Source organism: Marinobacter sp. SBS5 (assembly GCF_048285575.1).
Lineage (GTDB): Bacteria > Pseudomonadota > Gammaproteobacteria > Pseudomonadales > Oleiphilaceae > Marinobacter.
In genome coordinates this window covers 927073-947828 of record NZ_JBLWAZ010000001.1, presented here as the reverse complement: position 1 = coordinate 947828, position 20756 = coordinate 927073, and the positions used below count along the sequence as shown (strand labels likewise).

General features: G+C 54.4%; 20 protein-coding genes. 12 read left to right on the top strand and 8 right to left on the bottom strand.

Annotated elements, in window-relative coordinates; genetic code table 11:
- The first annotated feature begins 9 nt into the window (after positions 1-9).
- From lptB to yjgA, 8 genes are all read left to right on the top strand, one after another.
- Positions 10-735 (top strand): LPS export ABC transporter ATP-binding protein, encoded by a 726-nt coding sequence (gene lptB, locus ACNQ6O_RS04540; protein WP_114334105.1) that lies wholly within the window; start codon positions 10-12, stop codon positions 733-735.
- A gap of 176 nt (positions 736-911) precedes the next feature.
- Positions 912-2453 carry an RNA polymerase factor sigma-54 gene (locus tag ACNQ6O_RS04535; RefSeq protein ID WP_418052045.1) on the top strand — a complete coding sequence of 514 codons (1542 nt, stop codon included), beginning with the start codon at positions 912-914 and terminating at the stop codon, positions 2451-2453.
- 71 nt (positions 2454-2524) lie between these two features.
- Entirely contained in the window at positions 2525-2827 is a 303-nt protein-coding gene (gene hpf / locus ACNQ6O_RS04530; protein WP_418052044.1) for a ribosome hibernation promoting factor, read from the top strand.
- A 100-nt stretch (positions 2828-2927) separates the two neighbouring features.
- On the top strand, positions 2928-3398 hold the full coding sequence (ptsN, locus tag ACNQ6O_RS04525) for a PTS IIA-like nitrogen regulatory protein PtsN (protein WP_418052043.1): 471 nt from the start codon (positions 2928-2930) through the stop codon (positions 3396-3398).
- A gap of 41 nt (positions 3399-3439) precedes the next feature.
- A complete protein-coding gene (rapZ, locus tag ACNQ6O_RS04520; protein ID WP_418052042.1) occupies positions 3440-4324 on the top strand; it encodes an RNase adapter RapZ in 885 nt (294 codons plus the stop codon).
- A gap of 6 nt (positions 4325-4330) precedes the next feature.
- Positions 4331-4600 (top strand): HPr family phosphocarrier protein, encoded by a 270-nt coding sequence (locus ACNQ6O_RS04515; RefSeq protein ID WP_418052041.1) that lies wholly within the window; start codon positions 4331-4333, stop codon positions 4598-4600.
- An 86-nt stretch (positions 4601-4686) separates the two neighbouring features.
- Positions 4687-6048 (top strand): magnesium transporter, encoded by a 1362-nt coding sequence (mgtE, locus tag ACNQ6O_RS04510; protein ID WP_418052040.1) that lies wholly within the window; start codon positions 4687-4689, stop codon positions 6046-6048.
- Between the two features lie 17 nt (positions 6049-6065).
- Positions 6066-6593 (top strand): ribosome biogenesis factor YjgA, encoded by a 528-nt coding sequence (yjgA, locus tag ACNQ6O_RS04505; protein WP_418052039.1) that lies wholly within the window; start codon positions 6066-6068, stop codon positions 6591-6593.
- Positions 6594-6606: 13 nt separating this feature from the next.
- Here yjgA and ACNQ6O_RS04500 read toward each other — a convergent pair whose 3' ends face one another.
- From ACNQ6O_RS04500 to ACNQ6O_RS04470, 7 genes are read right to left on the bottom strand one after another with little or no spacing between them, the layout of a single operon-like run.
- Positions 6607-7431, bottom strand: a complete 825-nt coding sequence (locus ACNQ6O_RS04500; protein ID WP_418052038.1) for a carbon-nitrogen hydrolase family protein — start codon at positions 7429-7431, stop codon at positions 6607-6609.
- Between the two features lie 15 nt (positions 7432-7446).
- Entirely contained in the window at positions 7447-11166 is a 3720-nt protein-coding gene (locus ACNQ6O_RS04495; protein WP_418052037.1) for a YhdP family protein, read from the bottom strand.
- 41 nt (positions 11167-11207) lie between these two features.
- On the bottom strand, positions 11208-12689 hold the full coding sequence (gene rng, locus ACNQ6O_RS04490) for a ribonuclease G (RefSeq protein WP_418052036.1): 1482 nt from the start codon (positions 12687-12689) through the stop codon (positions 11208-11210).
- Positions 12686-13288, bottom strand: a complete 603-nt coding sequence (locus tag ACNQ6O_RS04485; protein ID WP_418052035.1) for a Maf family protein — start codon at positions 13286-13288, stop codon at positions 12686-12688. The genes rng and ACNQ6O_RS04485 overlap by 4 nt, the downstream gene beginning before the upstream one ends.
- Positions 13289-13294: 6 nt before the next feature.
- Positions 13295-13771 (bottom strand): rod shape-determining protein MreD, encoded by a 477-nt coding sequence (gene mreD, locus ACNQ6O_RS04480; RefSeq protein WP_418052034.1) that lies wholly within the window; start codon positions 13769-13771, stop codon positions 13295-13297.
- Complete coding sequence (gene mreC, locus ACNQ6O_RS04475) at positions 13771-14640, bottom strand: rod shape-determining protein MreC (protein ID WP_418052268.1); 870 nt, start codon at positions 14638-14640, stop codon at positions 13771-13773. Before mreC ends, mreD begins: the two co-directional genes overlap by 1 nt.
- 29 nt (positions 14641-14669) lie before the next feature.
- Positions 14670-15713, bottom strand: coding sequence for a rod shape-determining protein (locus ACNQ6O_RS04470; RefSeq protein WP_418052033.1), 1044 nt, complete (start codon positions 15711-15713; stop codon positions 14670-14672).
- A 587-nt stretch (positions 15714-16300) separates the two neighbouring features.
- Between ACNQ6O_RS04470 and ACNQ6O_RS04465 the strand changes: the two genes are divergently transcribed.
- The 4 genes from ACNQ6O_RS04465 to lnt are packed head-to-tail and all read left to right on the top strand — an operon-like array spanning position 16301 to position 20136.
- Complete coding sequence (locus ACNQ6O_RS04465) at positions 16301-17287, top strand: PhoH family protein (protein WP_418052032.1); 987 nt, start codon at positions 16301-16303, stop codon at positions 17285-17287.
- Positions 17284-17757 carry an rRNA maturation RNase YbeY gene (gene ybeY / locus ACNQ6O_RS04460; protein WP_418052031.1) on the top strand — a complete coding sequence of 158 codons (474 nt, stop codon included), beginning with the start codon at positions 17284-17286 and terminating at the stop codon, positions 17755-17757. Before ACNQ6O_RS04465 ends, ybeY begins: the two co-directional genes overlap by 4 nt.
- The gene (locus tag ACNQ6O_RS04455; RefSeq protein ID WP_418052030.1) at positions 17754-18599 is read left to right on the top strand and encodes an HlyC/CorC family transporter; all 846 of its coding nucleotides are present in this window, start codon (positions 17754-17756) and stop codon (positions 18597-18599) included. Before ybeY ends, ACNQ6O_RS04455 begins: the two co-directional genes overlap by 4 nt.
- The gene (lnt, locus tag ACNQ6O_RS04450; protein ID WP_418052029.1) at positions 18589-20136 is read left to right on the top strand and encodes an apolipoprotein N-acyltransferase; all 1548 of its coding nucleotides are present in this window, start codon (positions 18589-18591) and stop codon (positions 20134-20136) included. Before ACNQ6O_RS04455 ends, lnt begins: the two co-directional genes overlap by 11 nt.
- 3 nt (positions 20137-20139) lie before the next feature.
- On the opposite strand, the gene ACNQ6O_RS04445 is transcribed toward lnt, so the two are convergent.
- Entirely contained in the window at positions 20140-20694 is a 555-nt protein-coding gene (locus ACNQ6O_RS04445; RefSeq protein ID WP_418052028.1) for a zinc ribbon-containing protein, read from the bottom strand.
- Between the last annotated feature and the right edge of the window lie 62 nt (positions 20695-20756).

Sequence of the window (20756 nt, the reverse complement as noted above, 5' to 3'; positions counted from 1 at the left end):
AAGGTTCTGATGGCAGTTCTCAGGGCCAGTAATCTGGCAAAAAGCTACAAGCAGAAAAAAGTGGTTCTGGACGTTTCTCTGGAAATTCGTTCCGGCGAAATTGTTGGCCTGCTGGGCCCCAACGGTGCCGGTAAAACTACCTGCTTTTACATGATTGTTGGACTGGTGCCCGCGGACCACGGCCGCATCACCATAGACAACAACGATATTACCCCCCTCCCCATGCATGGACGTGCGCGAAAAGGCATCGGTTATTTGCCTCAGGAAGCGTCGGTATTCCGCAAGCTGACCGTGCGCGACAACATTATGGCCATTCTGGAAACTCGCAAATCGCTGTCTAAAGCGGATCGCGAAGCCAAACTGGAAGAGCTACTCGAAGAGTTTCACATTACCCACATTCGCGACAGCGTGGGTATGGCACTTTCGGGCGGTGAACGTCGTCGGGTAGAGATTGCTCGGGCTTTGGCTATGGAGCCCGCGTTCATTCTTCTGGATGAGCCCTTTGCCGGAGTTGACCCTATTTCGGTCAGCGACATAAAACACATCATCCGACATCTTCGCGACAAAGGCATCGGCGTTCTCATTACCGACCACAACGTACGCGAAACGCTCGATATTTGTGAGAATGCCTACATTGTCTCTGGTGGCCACATCATCGCATCGGGCAACGCGGATGCCATTCTTGCCAACCAGCAGGTGAAAGAAGTTTACCTTGGAGACGAGTTCCGACTATAGACAATCGCAGACCTGAAAGCCGGGCTGATTGTTTTGCTGAACGCTAGCAAGTAAACTCGGCAGGGTACTTGCTTAAATTGTTGGGCATGCGCTGCAAGTTACCAGCACACAACAATTTTTTTCATTCGCAAGCAATGCTATATATCAGGATACAGGCACGTTATGGATTTTGAGCCATGGTTATGAAAGCTTCATTACAGCTTAAAATGGGCCAAAGCCTGACCATGACCCCCCAGCTGCAACAAGCCATACGGCTACTGCAGCTTTCCACGCTGGACCTTCAGCAGGAAATTCAGCAGGCACTCGATTCGAACCCAATGCTGGAAACCTCCGAGGACGACGATCAAACCGACTCGAATGAGCAGCGAGAAAGCAGCCAGGACGACCAGCACGAGACTGCTTCTGCTGCTCAAGAAGACCAAAGCACAGACTCGCAAAGCTCGGATTGGGACGAATCAGAAACCGCGCCTGACTGGTCTGCCGAAGACCAAACGCCGGACACCATCCCAGACGACCTACCTGTCGATACGGCTTGGGACGACATCTATCAATCGGCGCCAGCCCCTGCAAGCCGGGGTGAAGACGAACACGACTCCGATTTCGAGACCCGCAACTCCCCGAGCGAAACGCTACACGACCATCTTGAGTGGCAACTGAACCTGACTCCGTTAAGCGAAAGGGATCAGGCGATCGCACACGCTCTGCTGGATGCTGTGGATGACCGAGGCTATTTGACGTCATCCATCGAAGAGATCCATTCGGGCCTGTTTGAAGATTCCGAAGACGATCCGCTCGAACTCGACGAAGTTCAGGCTGTCCTGCGCCGACTGCAGCATTTTGATCCTCCAGGTGTATTTGCCAAGGACCTGCAAGACTGCCTGATGATCCAGCTGAACCAGCTGCCGCCTGAGACCCCTTGGTTGCGCCAGGCAAAATTGGTGGTTACTCAATTCCTGCATTTACTGGGCAACCGGGATTATGCTCAGCTGCTGCGCCGTAGCCGCTTGAAAGAAGACCAATTGAAAGAAGTGTTGGCGGTGATCACCAGCCTGAATCCCAACCCCGGCGACAGCATCGACCGCACAGAACCGGACTACGTGATTCCGGATGTCATCGTGCGCAAGCACGAAGGTCGCTGGCGAGTAGAGCTTAATCCGGAAATTGCGCCGCGCATTCGCGTCAACGCCAGCTATGCTTCGCTGATTCGGCGGGCCGACAGCAGCGCTGACAACACCTACATGCGCGACCAACTGCAAGAAGCCAAGTGGTTTATCAAAAGCCTTCAGAGCCGCAACGAGACCTTGCTCAAAGTTTCCACTCGCATTGTTGAGTACCAACAGGGCTTTCTGGACCATGGCGATGAAGCCATGAAACCATTAATTCTCTCGGACATCGCTCAGGCCGTGGATATGCACGAGTCGACCATATCCCGGGTCACCACTCAAAAATACATGCATACCCCGCGGGGCATTTTTGAGCTCAAGTACTTTTTCTCCAGCCACGTGGGCACTGCCGAGGGTGGAGAATGTTCCTCAACGGCGATTCGTGCGATGATCAAAAAACTGATTGCCGACGAAACACCAAAAAAGCCATTGAGTGATAGCAAAATTGCAGCCATGCTAGGAGAACAGGGAATCAATGTTGCCCGACGTACGGTAGCCAAGTACAGAGAGGCGATGCACATCCCTCCCTCGAACGAGCGTAAGCGTTTGGTTTAAGGATTCGTCAGCACAAGAGGTGCTGACACTCAGTCCGGCAAAAGCCGGCTATATGACAACAGGAGAAGCCTATGCAACTCAACATTTCAGGCCATCATGTAGAACTGACTCCCGCACTAAAGGATTACGTAACCACCAAGTTTGATAAGCTTGAGAGACACTTTGACCACATCAGTAATTGTCAGGTGACACTGCAAGTTGAGAAAGTTCGCCAGATGGCCGAAGCTACCCTCCACGTAATTGGTGGCGAAATTCACGCAAAGGCTGAAAGTGAGGATATGTACGCCGCTATCGACGGCTTGGTCGACAAACTCGACCGCCAAATCCTCAAGCATAAAGAGAAAACAGTTGCTCGGATGCAAGGTAACGGTTAACGCGCTCTTTAGCGTGAAACCGAACCGGGCGTTTCAATAAGACGTGCTGCGGCAGGAGTATCCGGCCGCAGCCTTTTTTTTACGGAAATGAAGTCGATCTATGACCGATTCATCCCTGACCATCGACAACATTCTGGCTCCAGAACTGACTCTGTGCCGGGTTGCGGCGTCAAGCAAGAAGCGTGTACTGGAGTTTATCGCTGAACACATTCATCAACAGGATGAAAGCCTCAACGATACAGATATCTTTAACAACCTGGTGTCGCGGGAGCGGCTGGGCAGTACCGGTATTGGCGAAGGCATAGCTATCCCCCATTGCCGTCTGGACGGGCTGGATAGAGTCATCGGCGTATTGATGACACTGGCCGAACCGGTTGACTTCGATTCCATCGACAGCCAACCGGTTGACATTGTTTTCGCCCTGGTTGTCCCCAGAGAGGCGACTAGCGAACACTTGGAGCTGCTCAGTCAGCTTGCCGAGAAGTTTAATGAAAGCTCTTTTTGCGAAAAACTGCGCCAGTGTCAGGATGCCGGCAGCCTGCACCAGGCCATGATTTCCAACCCTAACTGATACAGTTTGGGCAGAACGCGTAGCATGAGAGGAATACCGTTATGAAGCTGATCATCGTCAGCGGCCGCTCAGGCTCGGGCAAAAGTACCGCGCTGCACGTACTTGAGGATTTGGGGTTCTACTGCATAGACAACCTCCCCATCGGCCTTCTGTCCCCACTGACTCAAGAGGCCACCACTCAGGAAGCGCCCACCCGCCTGCGTAAAATGGCGGTCAGCATTGACGCTCGTAATCTGTCCGGCGAGCTGGCGAACTTTGAGGCGATCTACCATCAGCTGAAAAGCACCGGCATGGAAGTGGAAATCATCTTTCTCGATGCCGACGAACAAACTCTGCTGCAGCGTTTCCACGCGACCCGCCGCAAGCACCCGCTCAGCGATGACAAGACCTCGCTGCCGGAAGCCGTTTCCAACGAGAAAGTTCTCCTCGAGCCGCTATCCAGACTGGCCGATCTTTATGTGAACACCACTGGCCTGTCCATGTATGAGCTGCGCGACATGGTCAAGCAGCGGGTTGCAGGTCGCAAAGATCAGGAACTCGCCCTACTGGTTCAATCCTTCGGTTTCAAGCACGGCGTCCCGGTCGATTCCGATTATGTCTTCGACGTCCGGTGCCTCCCCAACCCCTACTGGGACACTACTCTGAGAAAGTACACCGGCATCGACCAACCGGTGATCAATTTTCTTGAGCGCGAGCCTTTGAGCCAAAAGATGGTCAACGACATCATTGGCTTTCTTGACTCTTGGCTGCCCTCGTTCGCCGACAGCAACCGCAGCTACATGACCATTTCCATCGGTTGTACGGGCGGCCAGCATCGATCGGTGTACGTGTCGGAGCAACTGAAAAAGCACTTCGCCACAAAGTACCGAAACGTACAGGTGCGCCATTCTGAACTACCCCATCTGCAGGCCAGAGGGGAAATCTGATTCACCATGATCAGCCGAACGGTCACCATCATTAACAAACTCGGTTTGCACGCTCGGGCGACCGCAAAATTAGTCGCCACCGCTTCCCAGCACGAATCCAAAGTCTGGATCAGCCGAAACGGCCGAAAGGTCGATGCCAAGAACATCATGCAAGTAATGATGCTCGCTGCCAGCCAAGGTACAACGGTAGAACTCATTGCCGATGGTCCGGATGAGCAACAAGCCATCGACGCTGTGACCACCCTGATTGCGGATTATTTTGGCGAAGGCGGCTGATTCTTCGCAATTCACCTACAACTCCCCCTCACCGACACCTCCTAACTCCGCTATAATACGGAGGTTTTCTGACCGTAGGTGGATCCATGTCTGATATTCTGGAACAAAGTCAGGCCCACCAGAGACTCCGTTCCCTGAGCGAGGCTCTGGATAGTGGCGCGCTGAAGCAGGTTGCTCGCATCCTGAATGGCGGCCTTAGTCCCAGTGATATTGCCCACCTGCTAGAATCCTCTCCGCCTCGTCAGCGGGCTTTGTTGTGGAATCTGGTTGATAAACAACTAGAAGGTGAGGTTCTCCAGCACCTCGGCGACGACATTCGAGGGTACTTCCTGAGCAAGTTCAACGCTCAGGAGCTGGCTGACATCATTGAAGATTTCGAGTCGGACGACCTGGCCGACCTTCTTCAACAGCTACCGGACACGGTGATCCTGGAAGTTCTGGACACCATGGACGAACAGGACCGGCAACGGGTTGAGGAAGTCCTCTCCTACCCGGAAGACACCGCCGGCGGTTTGATGAACACGGACACCATCACGGTGCGCCCGGACATCAGCATCGACGTCGTGCTGCGTTATTTACGCCGCCACCGCAGCCTTCCCCCCATGACTGACAGCCTGATTGTGGTTAACCGGCGGGATGAATTTATCGGTACCCTTGCCATCACCCGAATGCTGGTATCCAACCCGGCGTCTACTGTCCGGGAAGTTATGGACACGGACATAGAGCCCATCCCGGTCACTCTATCCGACACCAAAGTGGCTACCCTGTTCGAACGTTATGACTTGATTTCAGCCCCGGTGGTCAACGAGCACAACAAGCTGCTGGGCCGTATCACCATCGATGACGTGGTCGATGTTATACGTGAAGACGCAGACCACTCTTTGATGAGTTTGGCCGGTCTTGATGAAGATGAAGACACCTTTGCCCCGGTGATGAAAACCACCCGCCGGCGCGCCGTTTGGCTCGGCATCAACCTGCTCACCGCATTTACTGCCTCGGCGGTGATCGGCCTGTTTGAAGAGACTATTGCCAAGGTGGTTGCCTTGGCGGTCCTCATGCCCATTGTTGCCAGTATGGGCGGCATCGCGGGCAGCCAGACCCTGACACTGGTCATCCGGGGCATGGCCGTCGGGCAAATTACCAGCGTTAACGTAGCCTGGTTGCTGAACCGAGAACTGCTCTCCGGTATCCTTAACGGCTTATTGTGGGCCGTGGTGGTGGCCACCGCGGCGATCCTTTGGTTTGGCGACTGGATGATCGGTGGTGTGATTGCCGCGGCTTTGGTCATCAATCTGGTGGCCGCCACCGTGGCCGGCACCTTACTGCCCTTGTTCCTGAAGTCCCGTAACATTGACCCTGCCCTTGCCGGTGGTGTTATTCTGACAACGGTGACTGATGTAGTTGGCTTCATGGCCTTTCTGGGATTGGCCACCCTCTTTTACGCCTGACAGAATCGATAGAAACCATGACTGATCATACTGACGACCAACTTCCAGAGTATCTGGGGCCCAGCAAATCGCAATTGAAACGGGAAATGCACGAGCTGCAAGGCCTCGGCAAGCGCATGCTGGAACTGAACGACGACCAGCTGGCCACGCTCCCGATCAGCGACACGCTTCAACGGGCTATACTGGAATCACGCCGCATCACACAGCGTGAAGCCCGCCGCAGACACCTGCAATACATCGGCAAGATCATTCGTCAGGAAGACGACCCGGAAACCCTCAGTAAAACCATTGACGCTTTCTATTCCGGTAGCGAAGAACACACACGCAGGCATCACCTAGCTGAGCGCTGGCGCGATAAGATGATTTCTGACGGGGATTCAGTGGTTGGTGAGTTTATAGACTATTGCCCGGCTGCGGAGGTGCAGCACCTTAGAAATCTAGTCCGCAACGCCCGCAAAGAAGTCGAAAAGCAGAACAATACCGGGCAGTCACGCAAACTGTTTCGCGCATTGAGAGAATGGATTGACGAAGCCGAGCAGCAGTAAAGCTGCCGGCGATTTATAAGCGCCGGTGCTCCCACACCGGCATGCGCGCTCTCACTTGCTTCAAGTGCTCCGGTTTCAAATCCGCCAGAGCCACACCCGGGCCCTCTTCTATTTCGACAAGCACTTTGCCCCACGGATCACACACCAGACTGTGGCCGTAGGTTCGTCGGCGCTCGCTGTTCTGACCACCCTGCCCCGGCGCCACCATCCACATCTGATTTTCAATTGCTCTTGCACGAATAAGAGCATGCCAATGGGCATCACCTGTCTGCCAGGTAAACGCACTGGGTAAACACACCCAATCGGCACCTTGTTCTCTCAAGGCCCGGAACAACTCTGGGAAGCGAAGGTCATAGCAAATAGCCAAACCTAAACGTCCCGCTGGCGTGTCTATCGTGACAACCTGATCACCGGGTTCAAACGCATCGGATTCCCGATATTGGCCATGAGCATCTTCCACCATCGCATCAAATAGGTGGATCTTGTCATAGCGTGCAACTTCATCCCCCTGATCGTCATAAACCAAACAGCAAGCTCTCACCCGGTCTGGAATAACGGAACCATCCGGTCGGCTCGCCAAAGGCATGGAGCCCCCGACAATCCAAAGCCTGAGCGCCCTGGCTTGCTCAGCCAGAAAACGCCTCACGACGGGGTTTTCACTGGCTTCCTGCTGACCACAGGTTTGCATCTGGCTGGTGGCCAATACCGCAAAGTTCTCAGGCAATACGGCTACTTTGGCACCATGCTCCGCTGCTTCTTTGAGAAGCCGTGCGGCTTCCGCCAGATTGACGGCAATATCGTGACCACTGACCATCTGAATCGCAGCAACCTTCGTCATATCCAGTCTCCCGAATTACTTGCCTGTATCAAAAACACCTTTCAGCTCAACCTTTGGTTCGCTCCAATTACCTGTCACAGTATACGTAGCACTGGTCAGTTTGCTGAGCGGGTCCCCCAGTATCTTATCCAGAACAAACAAAGCACCACCAATCGGAGCACTTGCGCCCATCAGCAGCGCTGCCAACGGCAGGTTTTGGGTGATCGGCAATACCATTACCAAACGCATATTCAGATCTTCTGTCGCCATATTGGTATTGCCACTGATCTTAAAGGCACCAGAAGGGCCCACCAACTGGAGCTCTGGGTCTAGGGTGAGCAAACCATTGGTAATCACCGCCTTGCCCGAGATGGCATCAAATGCCACGCCGGCCTCATAAAGATCCGAGAAATCCAGGCTCAGGCGGCGCCATAAGGTATCGGTGTTGAGAAGATTAAAAATACGGAACAGCTGCGCCGAGTTGTTTTGCTCGAGAATCACTCCGTTATCCAAACGAACACTGACATTGCCACTGAGCTTTCCCAGTTCAAGGTGTGCAGGGCTGCCGGGCCAGTCCACGTCCAGTTCAATCGTAGTTTCGTCATTGTTCAACGGGATGGAGCTCCCAGTAATCGGCTCCAGATCCTTAACCCCGCCACCCGCGAGCTGACCTTTAAATTGGGTCACCTCGCGGCCATCGAGGATGCGCCAAGCCATATCGCCGGTGAGTGCCAAAGAACCCACCTGCCCTTCGATATCGGTGACGTTTAACTGATGATCCTCGGGGCGAAGCTTGAATGCCCAACGCCCGGCAGGCTTTCCGCCAACGCTCAAAGCGGCGACCTTGCCGTCTATGTTTGGCCAGCTGCCAATATCCAGTTCCCGGAAGGCCTCCAACTGCTGCTCAAGGGTCAACAGCTCCGGGGCATCCTTTGCTACTTCGCTTTCGTCTTGCCGGCTCAAGCTCAGGCTCTGCAGATCCACCTCTACAATGCCGTCATTGTCGGGAATAACCACACGGCCCACAGCTCGCTCGGATTCGGTATTCACCACCCAACGATCACCCAAGTCCAAAGCACTCACCTGAATATCGGAAAGCCGATGCTCGCCAAGGTATAAATGCTCAAAGGCGAGGTCAAAGCCGGCTTCTCTCAGGTTCAAATCAAACGCCAGCCTATCCGCCCACTCGCCGGTCACTTGTAGGCCTTCGTCAACGAAGGGATTAATCTGCACATCCAGTGGTGCGGCATCCAAGGCCTCTTTGCCATGGGGCTCCGGCCAATCCACCGCCAGCCCGAACAAGTCTGACGTCAGAGAAATCGGAGACAGTCCGTCTGAACCTACCGTCAGCCCCGCGCTGTATTCCAGCGAGCCATCCAACCCAAACGAGCTGTCGCTTCCGAGATCAAATTGACGCAGGAATGAAGGCATCGGCAGGCGACCACTTTGCTGGATATGCAAAGCATTGCCCTGTCCACTGTGGCCAAACCAGAGTTTTACCGGCTGCCCGAGAAACTCTGCCGATACAGGCCCACCGGAGAAGCCTGCTTCTGTGTGGTAAGTCAGATCAGTGGTGATGTTGCGCCACGTCAGCCCCGCTTGCGGAAGGCCGAATTCAGCCCCCTCTGTTTGCACCCTCGCTGCAACGGTAACAGGCAGCGTGCCACTCAACGGCAAATCAATATTCAAGCCTAACTGGAATTGTCCGAGAATATCAGCATCCGCGAGGGCTGAACCTCCCATCTCTACGAGCGGACTATTGCTCAGCCACCAGGAAACCGCATCACCCGGAACAGTCGCCGAAGTATCGACCTTTATTCGAACGGGCTCTTCCGAATGCCCGGGCACTACCTGCACCTGGGCCTGATCAACCGCCAAACCTCCAGTGCTCCCCTGCCGAAGCGTAACCAAGGTGTCGCCATTCTGAACTTCCACCCGACCAGCAGCTTCGGTTACCACTGGCCATCGATCATCGTATCGGACCTTACCCTTCTCAAACTCGTACCACATAGACGATACAAACGACCCGCCAGGCGCATCAGAGCCGATCTGTCCGTGGCCATAATATTCGCCATTGAGAATGTCCGCTTCCTCGATACGGGTCGACAGCCAGTCATAGAGCCCCGGATTCACAACATGAGCAGGTACGAATGCCGCGAGCATGTCCGCTTTGCCATCTTCCACCCCGACCCGTAAACCGAGGCTATCTTCGCCCTGCCCGTCGAGTTTCAGGTCAAATGCGCCGGTAATAAGGGTCTCTTTCTGAAAACGGAATTGAAGTTGATCGGCGAATACCCGAATGATCGATCCATCCCTTAACCAAGACACCCGACCGGTCAACGCATCAAAAGTCCACTCATCCAAAAACAAAGAAGGAAAGCCCAGAGTCACCGGATTGGACGCATTCAAATCAACAAAGCCTCCTTTTGCCGACAGCTCGAAGTAACCCTCAAGCCCCGTCGCACCGGGTGCCCCCCGCCATGCTTGCGCGCTGACATCCCTAAGTTGCCCCGACAAGCTGAAGCCACCCGCTTGCTCGGGCAGCAGCAATAGCATGTCATCCACATAGCCTTGGGGGCGATAATGCTCTAGCGCCAGATTGGCCACTTCAGGCAACAACTGTAAATCCAACACCAGTCTTCTGAGGGGCTCCAGGGGGAGCGCGTCCGCCACCAGAGCCCAGCCTTCGTCTTGAGGTTGAATTCTGAAACTGAACGGTTGCACGAAATCTCCGACCCACTGCCATTGCAGTTGCTGGAACATCACCGCCTCACCACGCTTCCACCCGAACCTTGCGTGAATATGTTCCAGCGGTGCCAGTGACTGTCTGTTCACGCCCAGCTGTAAATACGGCGTTTCTACTTGGCCCTGAATCTGCTGCAGTTCACCTTCTTCGAAGGTCAGCCAAGCCTTGCCCCCGAGATCGAACCCTTCCAGGCGAATGCCTTTCCAGCTCACGTCATCAACCAGCCCGTCGAACAATCGACCGGAGTCTACGTCCAAATAAAGCTGGCCAGTAAAGTCACCGCGGAAAAAGTGCTGCCCCACCAGCGCAAAGCTGGCCAATTGCGTTGCGGTGCCGCTTTGCATTGCGCGGCCCGCAGCCTGAAACAGCCCCCGGCGATACAGCAAGTCCAGTTGAGGAATATCGATGTGGCGCAAATGATCTTTGCCGTCATCGAGAGTCAGGCTGACGCGCGTGATTCGCACTTCAGGGTCGGACAACCAAGTACCGGCATAATCCAGCCACTTCTGCAGGCCTCCGTTCTCCCTGTCCGGATCTTGCAGCAAGTCTTCTATAGGGCGGCTGTCGCTTGCCACCGCAGAGCGTTTCAGGGTGAGCGAGAGTCCGTCTGCGTCGAAATCTTCAAAAACAATTCTGAAGCGCATAAGAGAAGCCAAAAAATCCAGCTTGGCACTCAAATGCTCTAGATCAGCCACCACCTCTTCGGTATCGGGGTGTCGAACGATGATGTCAGTTGCGGTTACCGAGGGGTTGAGCCACTGCCAAGAGGAAGACAGGCCGCCAATGCTGACCTCGAGTCCTGTCTGTTCGGAAAGAATTTGCGCGGTTCGATCAGAGAATTGATCAATATTGGCAGTAAGCTGCCGGCCGATACCCGCGTACAACGCCAGCAAAACCAGGCAGACGAGCAGAGTCCACCACACGCATGAAGCAATGCCGGCCAACACACGGCCAAACAGCCCCCCGGGTGGCGGGTCTGACTGGACACTGCCTTCATCACGGATCGACATCGTTATCGGTCAGCCCCCTGAAATGCCCGGCTGCTCAGGTATCAGAGCAGCACCACATCATACTGCTCCTGGCTGTAGAAAGGCTCAACCTGGAATCGAATGGTCTTTTTGATGAAGGTTTCAAGATCCGCCACGTTATCAGACTCTTCGTCGAGTAGCCGATCAACCACGTTCTGGGATGCCATTACCAGATAACTCTCCGCCTCGTAGACTCGGTTCACACGGAGAATTTCACGGAAAATCTCATAGCAGACGGTTTCCGCGGTTTTCAGAAAACCGCGGCCATCGCAGATCGGGCATGGCTCACACAACACCTGCCCCAGGCTCTCGGTGGTGCGCTTTCGCGTCATTTCCACCAAACCCAGCTCTGAGACGCCGGTGATCTTGGTTTTCGCGTGGTCGCGCTCGAGCATTTTCTCAAGCATCCGGTGCACCTGCCGTTGGTGCTCCGTGTCATCCATGTCGATAAAGTCGATGATAATGATGCCGCCAAGGTTTCGGAGTCTCAGCTGGCGACTGATCGATCTGGCTGCTTCGAGATTGGTTTTGAAGATGGTTTCTTCAAGGTTTCGATGCCCGACAAAAGCGCCCGTGTTGATGTCGATGGTGGTCATCGCTTCGGTTTGATCGATGATGACGTAACCACCGGATTTGAGCTGAACTTTGCGGCTCAGTGCTTTCTGAATTTCATCTTCGACCGAGTACAAATCAAAGATCGGTCGTTCGCCGGGGTAATACTCCACCTTGTCGGCAAACTCGGTGACGAACTCATGTACGAATTCCATCACTCGCTGATAACTTTCCCGACTGTCGATGCGCACCTTTTCGGTTTGCGGACGAATCAAATCACGAATCGTCCGGATAAACAGCGGGAGATCCTGATAGACCGCGGAAGGTGCCGGGGCTTTGTTGATGCGCTCGTGAACCGATTGGCTCAGCCGGTGCAGATACACCATGTCGGCAATGAGCTCTTCCGCCTGCGCGCCTTCGGCGGCCGTACGGATGATGTATCCACCATCAACTTCTTGATGCTCGGCCGACGCTTCTTCAATAATCGATTTCAGTCGAGCGCGTTCGCTGTCGTCTTCGATGCGCTGGGAAATGCCAATATGCTTGACCCCCGGCATGAACACCAGATAGCGGGACGGCACAGAAAGTTGCGTGGTCAGGCGTGCGCCTTTGGTGCCAATCGGGTCCTTGGTGACTTGAACAACTAAGGACTGGCCTTCCCGCAGGAGCGTGCGAATATCGGGAACCACTCTTGGCCCCTCGCCTTCCTCTTCCGCAGGGGGCTGGCTGGCCACAACATCCGAGGCATGAATAAACGCCGCCCGCTCAAGGCCGATATCAACGAATGCAGCCTCCATACCCGGCAATACTCGCACCACTTTGCCTTTGTAGATATTACCGACGATCCCTTTGCGGCTGGTCCGCTCGATGTAGGCTTCCTGCAGCATGCCATTTTCGACCAATGCCACCCGGGTTTCCACCGGCGTTACGTTGATCAGGATTTCTTCGCTCATCGTTGACTCTCCTTAGTGCTCGGCCAGGACTGCATCACCGGGTGGCCCGCTTGGGCGAGCAAGACTGCGGTTTCCTGAAGCGGAAGGCCTACGACCGCACTGTAACTCCCCTTGATCGAACTGACAAAAATACCGCCCAGCCCCTGAATGCCATAACTTCCCGCTTTATCCATGGGCTCTCCGCTAGCGACATAAGTGCGAATCTCGGCAGCTTCAAGTTCCCGGAACGTGACATCGGTGACCACAACCCGAGACCAGCACTCCGAACCTTTTGCCAACGCCACAGCGGTTAACACCTGATGGGTGCTTCCCGACAGCGCCTGCAGCATGCCCACGGCTTGCTCGGTCGACTCGGGCTTACCCAAAATCTCTTCATTGTGAATCACCGAGGTGTCCGAACCCAGAACCAGCTTTTCCGGGTGCGCGCGCGCGATGCAAAGCGCTTTTTCTCGAGCCAAGCGTTCAACGTAATGTTCAGGGATTTCAGAGGAGGCGGGGGTTTCATCGATATCCGCCGGCTGTACTTGAAAACTTAAGCCTATCTGCTGGAGTAATTCAGCGCGCCGAGGGGAGGCGGAAGCAAGAATCAGATCAGGCATATTGGTTTATCCCAGTTTTCGATTGATATGGTCCAGCACACTACTGAACAACGGCCAGATCAAGGCACTGGTTACTGCCGGCCACAAATAACTGAAGCCCGTGTTCTCAGCCCCAACCAGCTGCTTGATAAAATGCACAAGCATCTGGTTGATGCCCAGTAACAAAAATACCATGAGACATTGCTGCTGCAATGGGTACATGCGAAGACGTTGGTGCACGGTTAAAACCAAAAAGGCGATCAACGCCATACCCATCGCGTTAACGCCGAGCGGCGTAGACTCAAGGGTATCCAGCAACAAACCAAGACACCACGCCAGAATCACACCAAATTGAGCCGGTGCGCGGAAGGTCCAATAAAACACCACCAGCCCCAACCACTCGGGCCGAAACTCAAACCAACCCACCGGAAATAGAGAGATACTCAGTACCAGCGACACCAGAACCGAGATTATAAACAGTGGATAGCTGATGACTGACAACATCAGGGAGCCTCCCCTTCAACCGAATCCGCCTGACTCACCGCCTCTTCATCGCGCCGGGATTCCGGCTGAAAGACCACCAGCACCAAACGACTCTGATTCAATCGTGCCTTCGGCGCTGCGCCAATTGTGACGAACGGTTCGCCGGGTTCTTTAACGATCTCGGTGATCTCGGCCACCGGGTAACCGGAAGGGAACCGACCACCTAAACCAGAACTGACCAGCACATCGCCCTCCCGAATGTCCGCCGTATCAGGCACGTGCACCAGATCCAGGGTGTTGGGCTGGCCACTGCCAAGCAGAATCGCCCGAAGACCATTGCGCAGCACTTCGACAGGAACCGCGTGACTGCTGTCAGACACCAACAATACGCGGGAGGTAAACTGGCTGGTTTGAATCACCTGTCCCATTAGGCCTTCGGCATCCAACACTGCCTGACCAACGCTAATGCCGTCACTCTGACCTTTGTTGATCACGATTTCGTGGGTATATGGGTCGGGTGAGACGCCCACAACTTCGCCGACGATGACACGATCATCCAACACTTCGGCGGAGTTCATTAAACGGCGGAGTTCGTTGTTCTCGGACGCCAAGGCGGCGTATTTCAGCGCCCTTCGTTCCAGAATAAGAAGGCGGGTTTGCAGTTCTTCGTTTTTTTTCTGTAAATCTTCGTGGTCCTCAAATACGCCGTCGAACCAATCTCCAAAACGAGCGGGCATATTGCCGAACCAATAGACAGGGGCTAACCCGGTCTCAATGGAGCTACGGACGATCGACAGTCTTTCAGAACGGCTATCGGCAGCGATTAACGCTGCCGATAACAGAATGACGAGGAGGAGTCGGAAGCCGGGTACCGGCCCCTGAACGAAGATTGTCTTAATGGTGAGTTCCCCCCACGGGATTAACCCTCCTGGGAGAACATTCCGATGCCGCTGCGATCAATCACTTCCAGCGCTTTACCGCCACCACGGGCGACGCAGGTCAGCGGGTCTTCGGCAATGATTACAGGCAACCCGGTTTCTTCACTGATCAGCTTGTCCAAGCCTGCCAGGAGTGCGCCACCACCCGTCAGTACGATGCCGCGCTCGGCGATGTCGGATGCCAACTCAGGCGGCGACTGCTCAAGCGCACTTTTGACGGTCTGGACGATTTGAGCCAGTGACTCTTGCAGAGCGTCTAGAATCTCTTCGCTGTTCAGCGTGAATGCGCGGGGAACACCCTCAGCCAAGTTGCGGCCACGGACGTCGATTTCTTTCAGTTCCAGCCCTTCGTAGGCACAGCCGATTTCATGCTTGATGCGTTCGGCCGTTGAATCACCAATCAAGCTGCCGTAATTGCGGCGGACGTAAGTCACAATGGCTTCATCAAATTTGTCACCACCTACGCGCACAGAGTCTGCGTAGACGATACCATTCAAGGATATGATGGCGATTTCTGTGGTACCACCACCGATATCGACAATCATGGAACCGCTGGCTTCTTCTACCGGCAAGCCTGCGCCGATCGCTGCGACCATGGGCTCTTCAATCAGGAATACTTCGCGCGCGCCTGCGCCGAGCGCTGATTCGCGAATGGCTTTGCGCTCTACCTGTGTAGATTTGCTGGGTACGCACACCAGCACGCGAGGGCTTGGGGTAATGAAGCTATTTTCGTGCACCTTATGGATAAAATGCTGGAGCATTTTTTCGGTGACCACGAAGTCTGCGATCACGCCATCTTTCATGGGGCGAATGGCGGTGATGTTTCCCGGGGTGCGGCCGAGCATGCGCTTTGCTTCGGCACCCACCGCTGCAACGGTTTTCTGGGAGTTGGTAGTTCGGATGGCGACAACGGACGGTTCGTCCAATACGATGCCACGACCCCGCACATAGATGAGTGTGTTGGCGGTGCCCAAGTCAATGGACAGGTCGCTGGAGAATAGGCCTCGGAGTCTTTTAATTAACATTCGTGTTGTTTCAACCTGAGAGTTGCGGTTGCTAAGAAGGATGCGGCAACTTTATCAGTGGGGCCCTGTGCAGGCAAGGAGCCATCGGGGCGACTGGCTTACTAATTGCACATTTTATAGGTTGTTTCGGGGCCAATCTCTGGTGGGTTTCTGCTAATATATCCGGCTTGTTTTCATCAGGTGCAAAGATGCCTTGGGGAACTGCTTTCCAAAAACCGCTCCTTCGGCACATCCATGTGGCGCTTCTGCTCCGCCATCCATGGCTCCGCACATTTTGGGGAGGCTTCACCAACCCACCTCCTTCCGGCTTCACGATGGCATGAAAAAAACTAAAGGCCTAAAACCTCAAAAAGGTAATAGACCTGCACTTGTTTTTTCACTATCGGGCCTGCACATTATTTGAACGGTTCAGGGTTGGTAAGGCTTTCCAAAAATCTGGAGCGCCAAGGATGGCGCGACGAAGCCCTACAGGGACGTATTTACGTGGCGTTTTTTGGAAAGCCTTACCAACCCTGAGCCAATGCACATACATAGAAATGCTAACTCCCCATAAAAATCGAGAGGGAGTAAACCAATACGGAGTAAGATTGAACACTCAAGACAGCAGACAATTTGACCTGCACCCCGTAGACCAGCGAAGACTCACCACGCTGTGCGGGCAATTTGATGAACACCTGAAGATGATCGAAAAACGTCTGCAGGTAAAAGTCGGCCGTCGCGGCCATCACTTCCGGGTTGAAGGGCCAACTGAAAACGTTGCTGCCGCCACGGAAGTTATTCGTCATATGTACCGGGAAACCGAAGCCGTGGACGATATCCCGCCGGATACCGTGCACCTGTTCATTCGGGAAACCGGACTGGAAAGGCTGCCAGATGACGTGCCCTATAACGAAGGGCAAATTACCGTCATCAAAACCCCTAAGCTAACCGCCAAACCCCGGGGCCAGAACCAGCAGAAGTATGTGCACAGCGTTCGCACCCACGACATCAACTTCGGCATTGGGCCTGCAGGTACCGGTAAAACCTGGCTGGCGGTTGCTTGTGCGGTGGAAGCCCTGAAAGACGAGCAGGTGAAGCGCATTTTGCTGGTGCGCCCTGCGGTCGAAGCCGGTGAAAAACTGGGTTTTCTGCCGGGCGACCTTGCTCAGAAAGTGGACCCTTACCTCCGCCCGCTTTATGACGCCCTGTATGAAATGCTCGGATTTGAACAAACCACCCGATTAATTGAGAAAAGTGTAATCGAGATTGCGCCGCTGGCGTTTATGCGTGGTCGTACGCTCAACAACTCTTTTATTATTCTGGATGAAAGCCAGAACACCACCCGGGAACAAATGAAAATGTTCCTCACCCGTATCGGCTTTGGCTCTACCGCGGTGATTACCGGCGATACCACGCAGGTGGATTTGCCGCGCGGTCAGGATTCGGGGCTTATCCATGCCGCCAGCGTTCTCAGCAACGTTCGAGGCATCGGGTTTACCCGCTTCGAATCAAGAGACGTGGTTCGCCACCCCTTGGTTCAGCGTATCGTTGAAGCTTACGATTCATTCAATGATGGAAGTGGCCCGCGCTCATGAGTCAATTAACAGTCGATTTCCAGAATGCATTTGAAGGCGAAGGCCTGCCGGACGAGTCCAGCTTTCAAACTTGGGCTGAGCTGGCTTGGCAGGGAGACGCGGAAACCGAGGTTACGATCCGCATCGTTAACATGGAAGAAAGCCAATCTCTGAACTTTCAGTACCGTGGAAAGGACAAACCGACCAATGTTTTGTCCTTTCCATTTGAAGCACCAACGGGTATAACATTTCCTCTGGCCGGAGATCTTGTTATTTGCGCGCCGGTTGTTGAAAAAGAAGCCCAGGAGCAGCATAAAGAACCTGTGGCCCACTGGGCTCATATGGTAATACACGGCATGCTGCATCTTCAGGGCTACGACCATATTGAAGACAGTGACGCCGAGGTTATGGAAGGCCTCGAAATCCAGCTGCTTGAGCAGCTCGGGTTTGCCAACCCTTACGAAGCAGAGGAAACGGAAAAAGACTCATGAGCGACGATCAGTCGAGTCGCAGTCAGGGCAACAAGTCCTGGCTGGAGCGTATTTCACAGGCCTTTTCCAGTGGGCCGGAGTCCGTAGAGGACGTACTGGAAATCCTGAGGGATGCAGAATCCCAGGAAATCATCGACACCGACTCAATGAGTATCATTGAAGGTGCGATGCAAGTGATCGATATGCGCGTGGAAGAAATCATGATTCCGCGCTCTCAGATGATCACCGTCAAAGCCTCTCAGGACCCCAAAGAGTTCCTTCCCGATATCATCGCTTCTGCTCACAGTCGCTTTCCGGTGATCGGTGAAAGCCCTGATGACGTTCTCGGCGTTCTGTTGGCCAAAGATTTATTGCCGCTAGCCCTCAACGATGATCTGGATTGGTCTCATATTCGCGAAATCCTCCGTCCGCCGACCTTTGTGCCTGAGAGCAAGCGCCTGAACCAGCTTCTCAAAGAGTTCAAAGAGAACCGCAACCACATGGCAATCGTGGTTGATGAGTACGGCGGTACAGCCGGCCTGATCACCATTGAGGATGTTCTCGAGCAAATTGTGGGCGAGATCGAAGACGAGCATGATTTCGACGAAGAGACCCACATCAAGGCACGAGGCGATGGCACCTATGCGGTAAAAGCTGTTACCCCGATCGATGATTTCAATGAATTCTTCGAAACCGGCATGGACGAAGAAGAGTTCGACACCATCGGTGGATTGGTTCTGAAAGAGTTTGGCCACCTGCCCAGACGCGGTGAAACGGTTGAATTCGGCGGCTTGCAGTTTACCATTGCCAACGCTGATAACCGTGTCATCCGTTTGCTGCAGGTAACCCGAAGTGACTCATGAGCCAACCCTAGGCCACCCGCTAAACCTCAAGTTTACAGCCAACCCTTGGTTCAGCTCGGCGATCCTCCTGATCGCCGGCGCTGTTCAAACGCTGACTTTCTCGCCTTTCCACCTTTGGTGGCTCGGGCCTCTGTCTGCATTCCTGATCCTCTTGGTCGCACTGCACCAACCTTCCGGAAAACTGTTCCGTGCGGGCTGGCTAGTGGGGGTAGGCTTGTTTGGCTCCGGCGCCAGCTGGATCTACATCAGTATCAGCGAGCACGGCAACACGCCCATCCCGGTCGCTATTATTTTGATGGTTTTATTTGTGGCGGGCCTTGCCCTCTTCCATGGGCTAGCTTTCTGGTTCTGGGGCAAGCTGGCAAAGCAAAACCTGATCCGCCGCCTGATCTTGTTCCCCGCCATTTGGGTGCTGGGCGACTGGTTACGAGGCTGGCTGCTCACCGGTTTCCCCTGGCTCTATCTGGGCACCGCCCACACTGACGGCCCTCTCGCAGGCCTGGCACCCGTGACCGGCGTTCACGGAATCACCTTCTGGGTGACCGCCACAGCCGCTGCAGCCTATGCATTCTGGTGGATGCTGCGTGCAGGTCGGACCAAAGCAGCCGTGACAACGATCATTGCGGCTCTGTTGCCTTGGCTCATTGCACCCGCATTGAACAAAACCAGCTGGACCAATATCAGTGACAAGCCTGTGAGTTTTGTCACCATGCAGGGCAACATTCCTCAACAGATCAAGTGGGATCCGGACTTCCTTCGGGATCAGATCGTTACTTACTTGGGAATGACCGAGGATCATTGGCAAGCAGACATCATCCTTTGGCCCGAAACCGCGATTCCGATCCCCCAGGACCAAGCCGGCCCCATCTTCGCCCATATCCAGGAACGACTGGGCGAAAACAGCACCCTGATCACCGGCATTCCCTGGTATGGCTACAGTGATGAAAAGGCAGGCAACACCTTCCACAACAGCATCATGGCGATGGGCAACGGCGAAGGCATTTATCACAAACAGAAACTGGTGCCATTCGGAGAATATGTTCCGTTGGAAGGACTGCTGAGAGGCCTGATCGGCTTTTTCGACCTCCCCATGAGCAGTTTCTCCCCCGGCCCTGACAACCAGTCACCGCTGCAGGCCAATGGCACCAACGTGATGCCGTACATTTGCTACGAGGTGGCTTACCCGGATTTTGTTGCCTTCAACGCTCGCAATTCCGGGCTGTTGCTGACGATCAGTAACGATGGTTGGTTCGGTGACTCCATCGGGCCCCTGCAACACTTGCAGTTAGCCCGCATGCGCGCGCTGGAAACAGGCCGTTATATGCTTCGGGGCACCAACAACGGCGTTACCACCATCATCAATGAAAAAGGCCAGATGACGGAACGGGCCCCCCAGTTTGAGCGGACCGTCCTGACCGGAGAGGTGTTCACAGCCACCGGCAGCACGCCCTACATGCAAACCGGATCTTGGCCGGTGCTCACGCTGGCATTGATTCTGATTGTCTTCGTCCGCGAACGAGTGATACCGAAAAACTGACCTTCAGTCCTTCTCAGCCTTGTGAGGCCAGCGGCTCGTTACCCGTTCAAAATAATGGGAGTCGCAGGCCTCACAAGGCTCGAGATGACTGGTTTTGGTCAGGCATAACATGTGACTGCAATTCAAGCACCGGAACATCCCTGCAGTCGCCACTTCACCCGCAATGTAATGCCCCACCTCCTCGTTTTCGAGCTTCTGCTTCAGTGCCAGCGTATCGACCAGCGTCTGGTCTGCCACCGACAGCAACCGATCCGCCAGAGTTTGCTCCAGCAACGACATATCCAGCTGCAACCATTCTTTCAATCCTTCGCCGGTTTCTTCGACGAAGTGCATCAGGTGCTCCAGATCTCGTTTGAGATAAGCACCCAGCAAGTCGGCCTCTTCCCGCGTCATCTCTTCCAGTTCGTACTCGAACTCCACAGCCTTCTCAATTTCCTCCTCCAGTGTCTGTACCGAGGTTTCCTGAAACACGTGCAAACGAGCCTGCACGCGCTCAAGCATTCTGTCGTAGGCCTCAAGAGCCTTACCTGAAAGATGATTGCGCTCTGGTTCGGTCATGTTCGTCCTCTCATCTGCTGAAAAACTCCAACAATAGGAAGTCTGGCACAAGTCCGACAAAT

Excerpts from the sequence above, each read along its gene's own strand:
- lptB (WP_114334105.1), top strand. The coding sequence starts at position 10 with ATGGCAGTTCTCAGGGCCAGTAATCTGGCAAAAAGCTACAAGCAGAAA.
- ACNQ6O_RS04535 (WP_418052045.1), top strand. The coding sequence starts at position 912 with ATGGTTATGAAAGCTTCATTACAGCTTAAAATGGGCCAAAGCCTGACC.
- hpf (WP_418052044.1), top strand. The coding sequence starts at position 2,525 with ATGCAACTCAACATTTCAGGCCATCATGTAGAACTGACTCCCGCACTA.
- ptsN (WP_418052043.1), top strand. The coding sequence starts at position 2,928 with ATGACCGATTCATCCCTGACCATCGACAACATTCTGGCTCCAGAACTG.
- rapZ (WP_418052042.1), top strand. The coding sequence starts at position 3,440 with ATGAAGCTGATCATCGTCAGCGGCCGCTCAGGCTCGGGCAAAAGTACC.
- ACNQ6O_RS04515 (WP_418052041.1), top strand. The coding sequence starts at position 4,331 with ATGATCAGCCGAACGGTCACCATCATTAACAAACTCGGTTTGCACGCT.
- mgtE (WP_418052040.1), top strand. The coding sequence starts at position 4,687 with ATGTCTGATATTCTGGAACAAAGTCAGGCCCACCAGAGACTCCGTTCC.
- yjgA (WP_418052039.1), top strand. The coding sequence starts at position 6,066 with ATGACTGATCATACTGACGACCAACTTCCAGAGTATCTGGGGCCCAGC.
- ACNQ6O_RS04500 (WP_418052038.1), bottom strand. The coding sequence starts at position 7,431 with ATGACGAAGGTTGCTGCGATTCAGATGGTCAGTGGTCACGATATTGCC.
- ACNQ6O_RS04495 (WP_418052037.1), bottom strand. The coding sequence starts at position 11,166 with ATGTCGATCCGTGATGAAGGCAGTGTCCAGTCAGACCCGCCACCCGGG.
- rng (WP_418052036.1), bottom strand. The coding sequence starts at position 12,689 with ATGAGCGAAGAAATCCTGATCAACGTAACGCCGGTGGAAACCCGGGTG.
- ACNQ6O_RS04485 (WP_418052035.1), bottom strand. The coding sequence starts at position 13,288 with ATGCCTGATCTGATTCTTGCTTCCGCCTCCCCTCGGCGCGCTGAATTA.
- mreD (WP_418052034.1), bottom strand. The coding sequence starts at position 13,771 with ATGTTGTCAGTCATCAGCTATCCACTGTTTATAATCTCGGTTCTGGTG.
- ACNQ6O_RS04470 (WP_418052033.1), bottom strand. The coding sequence starts at position 15,713 with ATGTTAATTAAAAGACTCCGAGGCCTATTCTCCAGCGACCTGTCCATT.
- ybeY (WP_418052031.1), top strand. The coding sequence starts at position 17,284 with ATGAGTCAATTAACAGTCGATTTCCAGAATGCATTTGAAGGCGAAGGC.
- ACNQ6O_RS04455 (WP_418052030.1), top strand. The coding sequence starts at position 17,754 with ATGAGCGACGATCAGTCGAGTCGCAGTCAGGGCAACAAGTCCTGGCTG.
- ACNQ6O_RS04445 (WP_418052028.1), bottom strand. The coding sequence starts at position 20,694 with ATGACCGAACCAGAGCGCAATCATCTTTCAGGTAAGGCTCTTGAGGCC.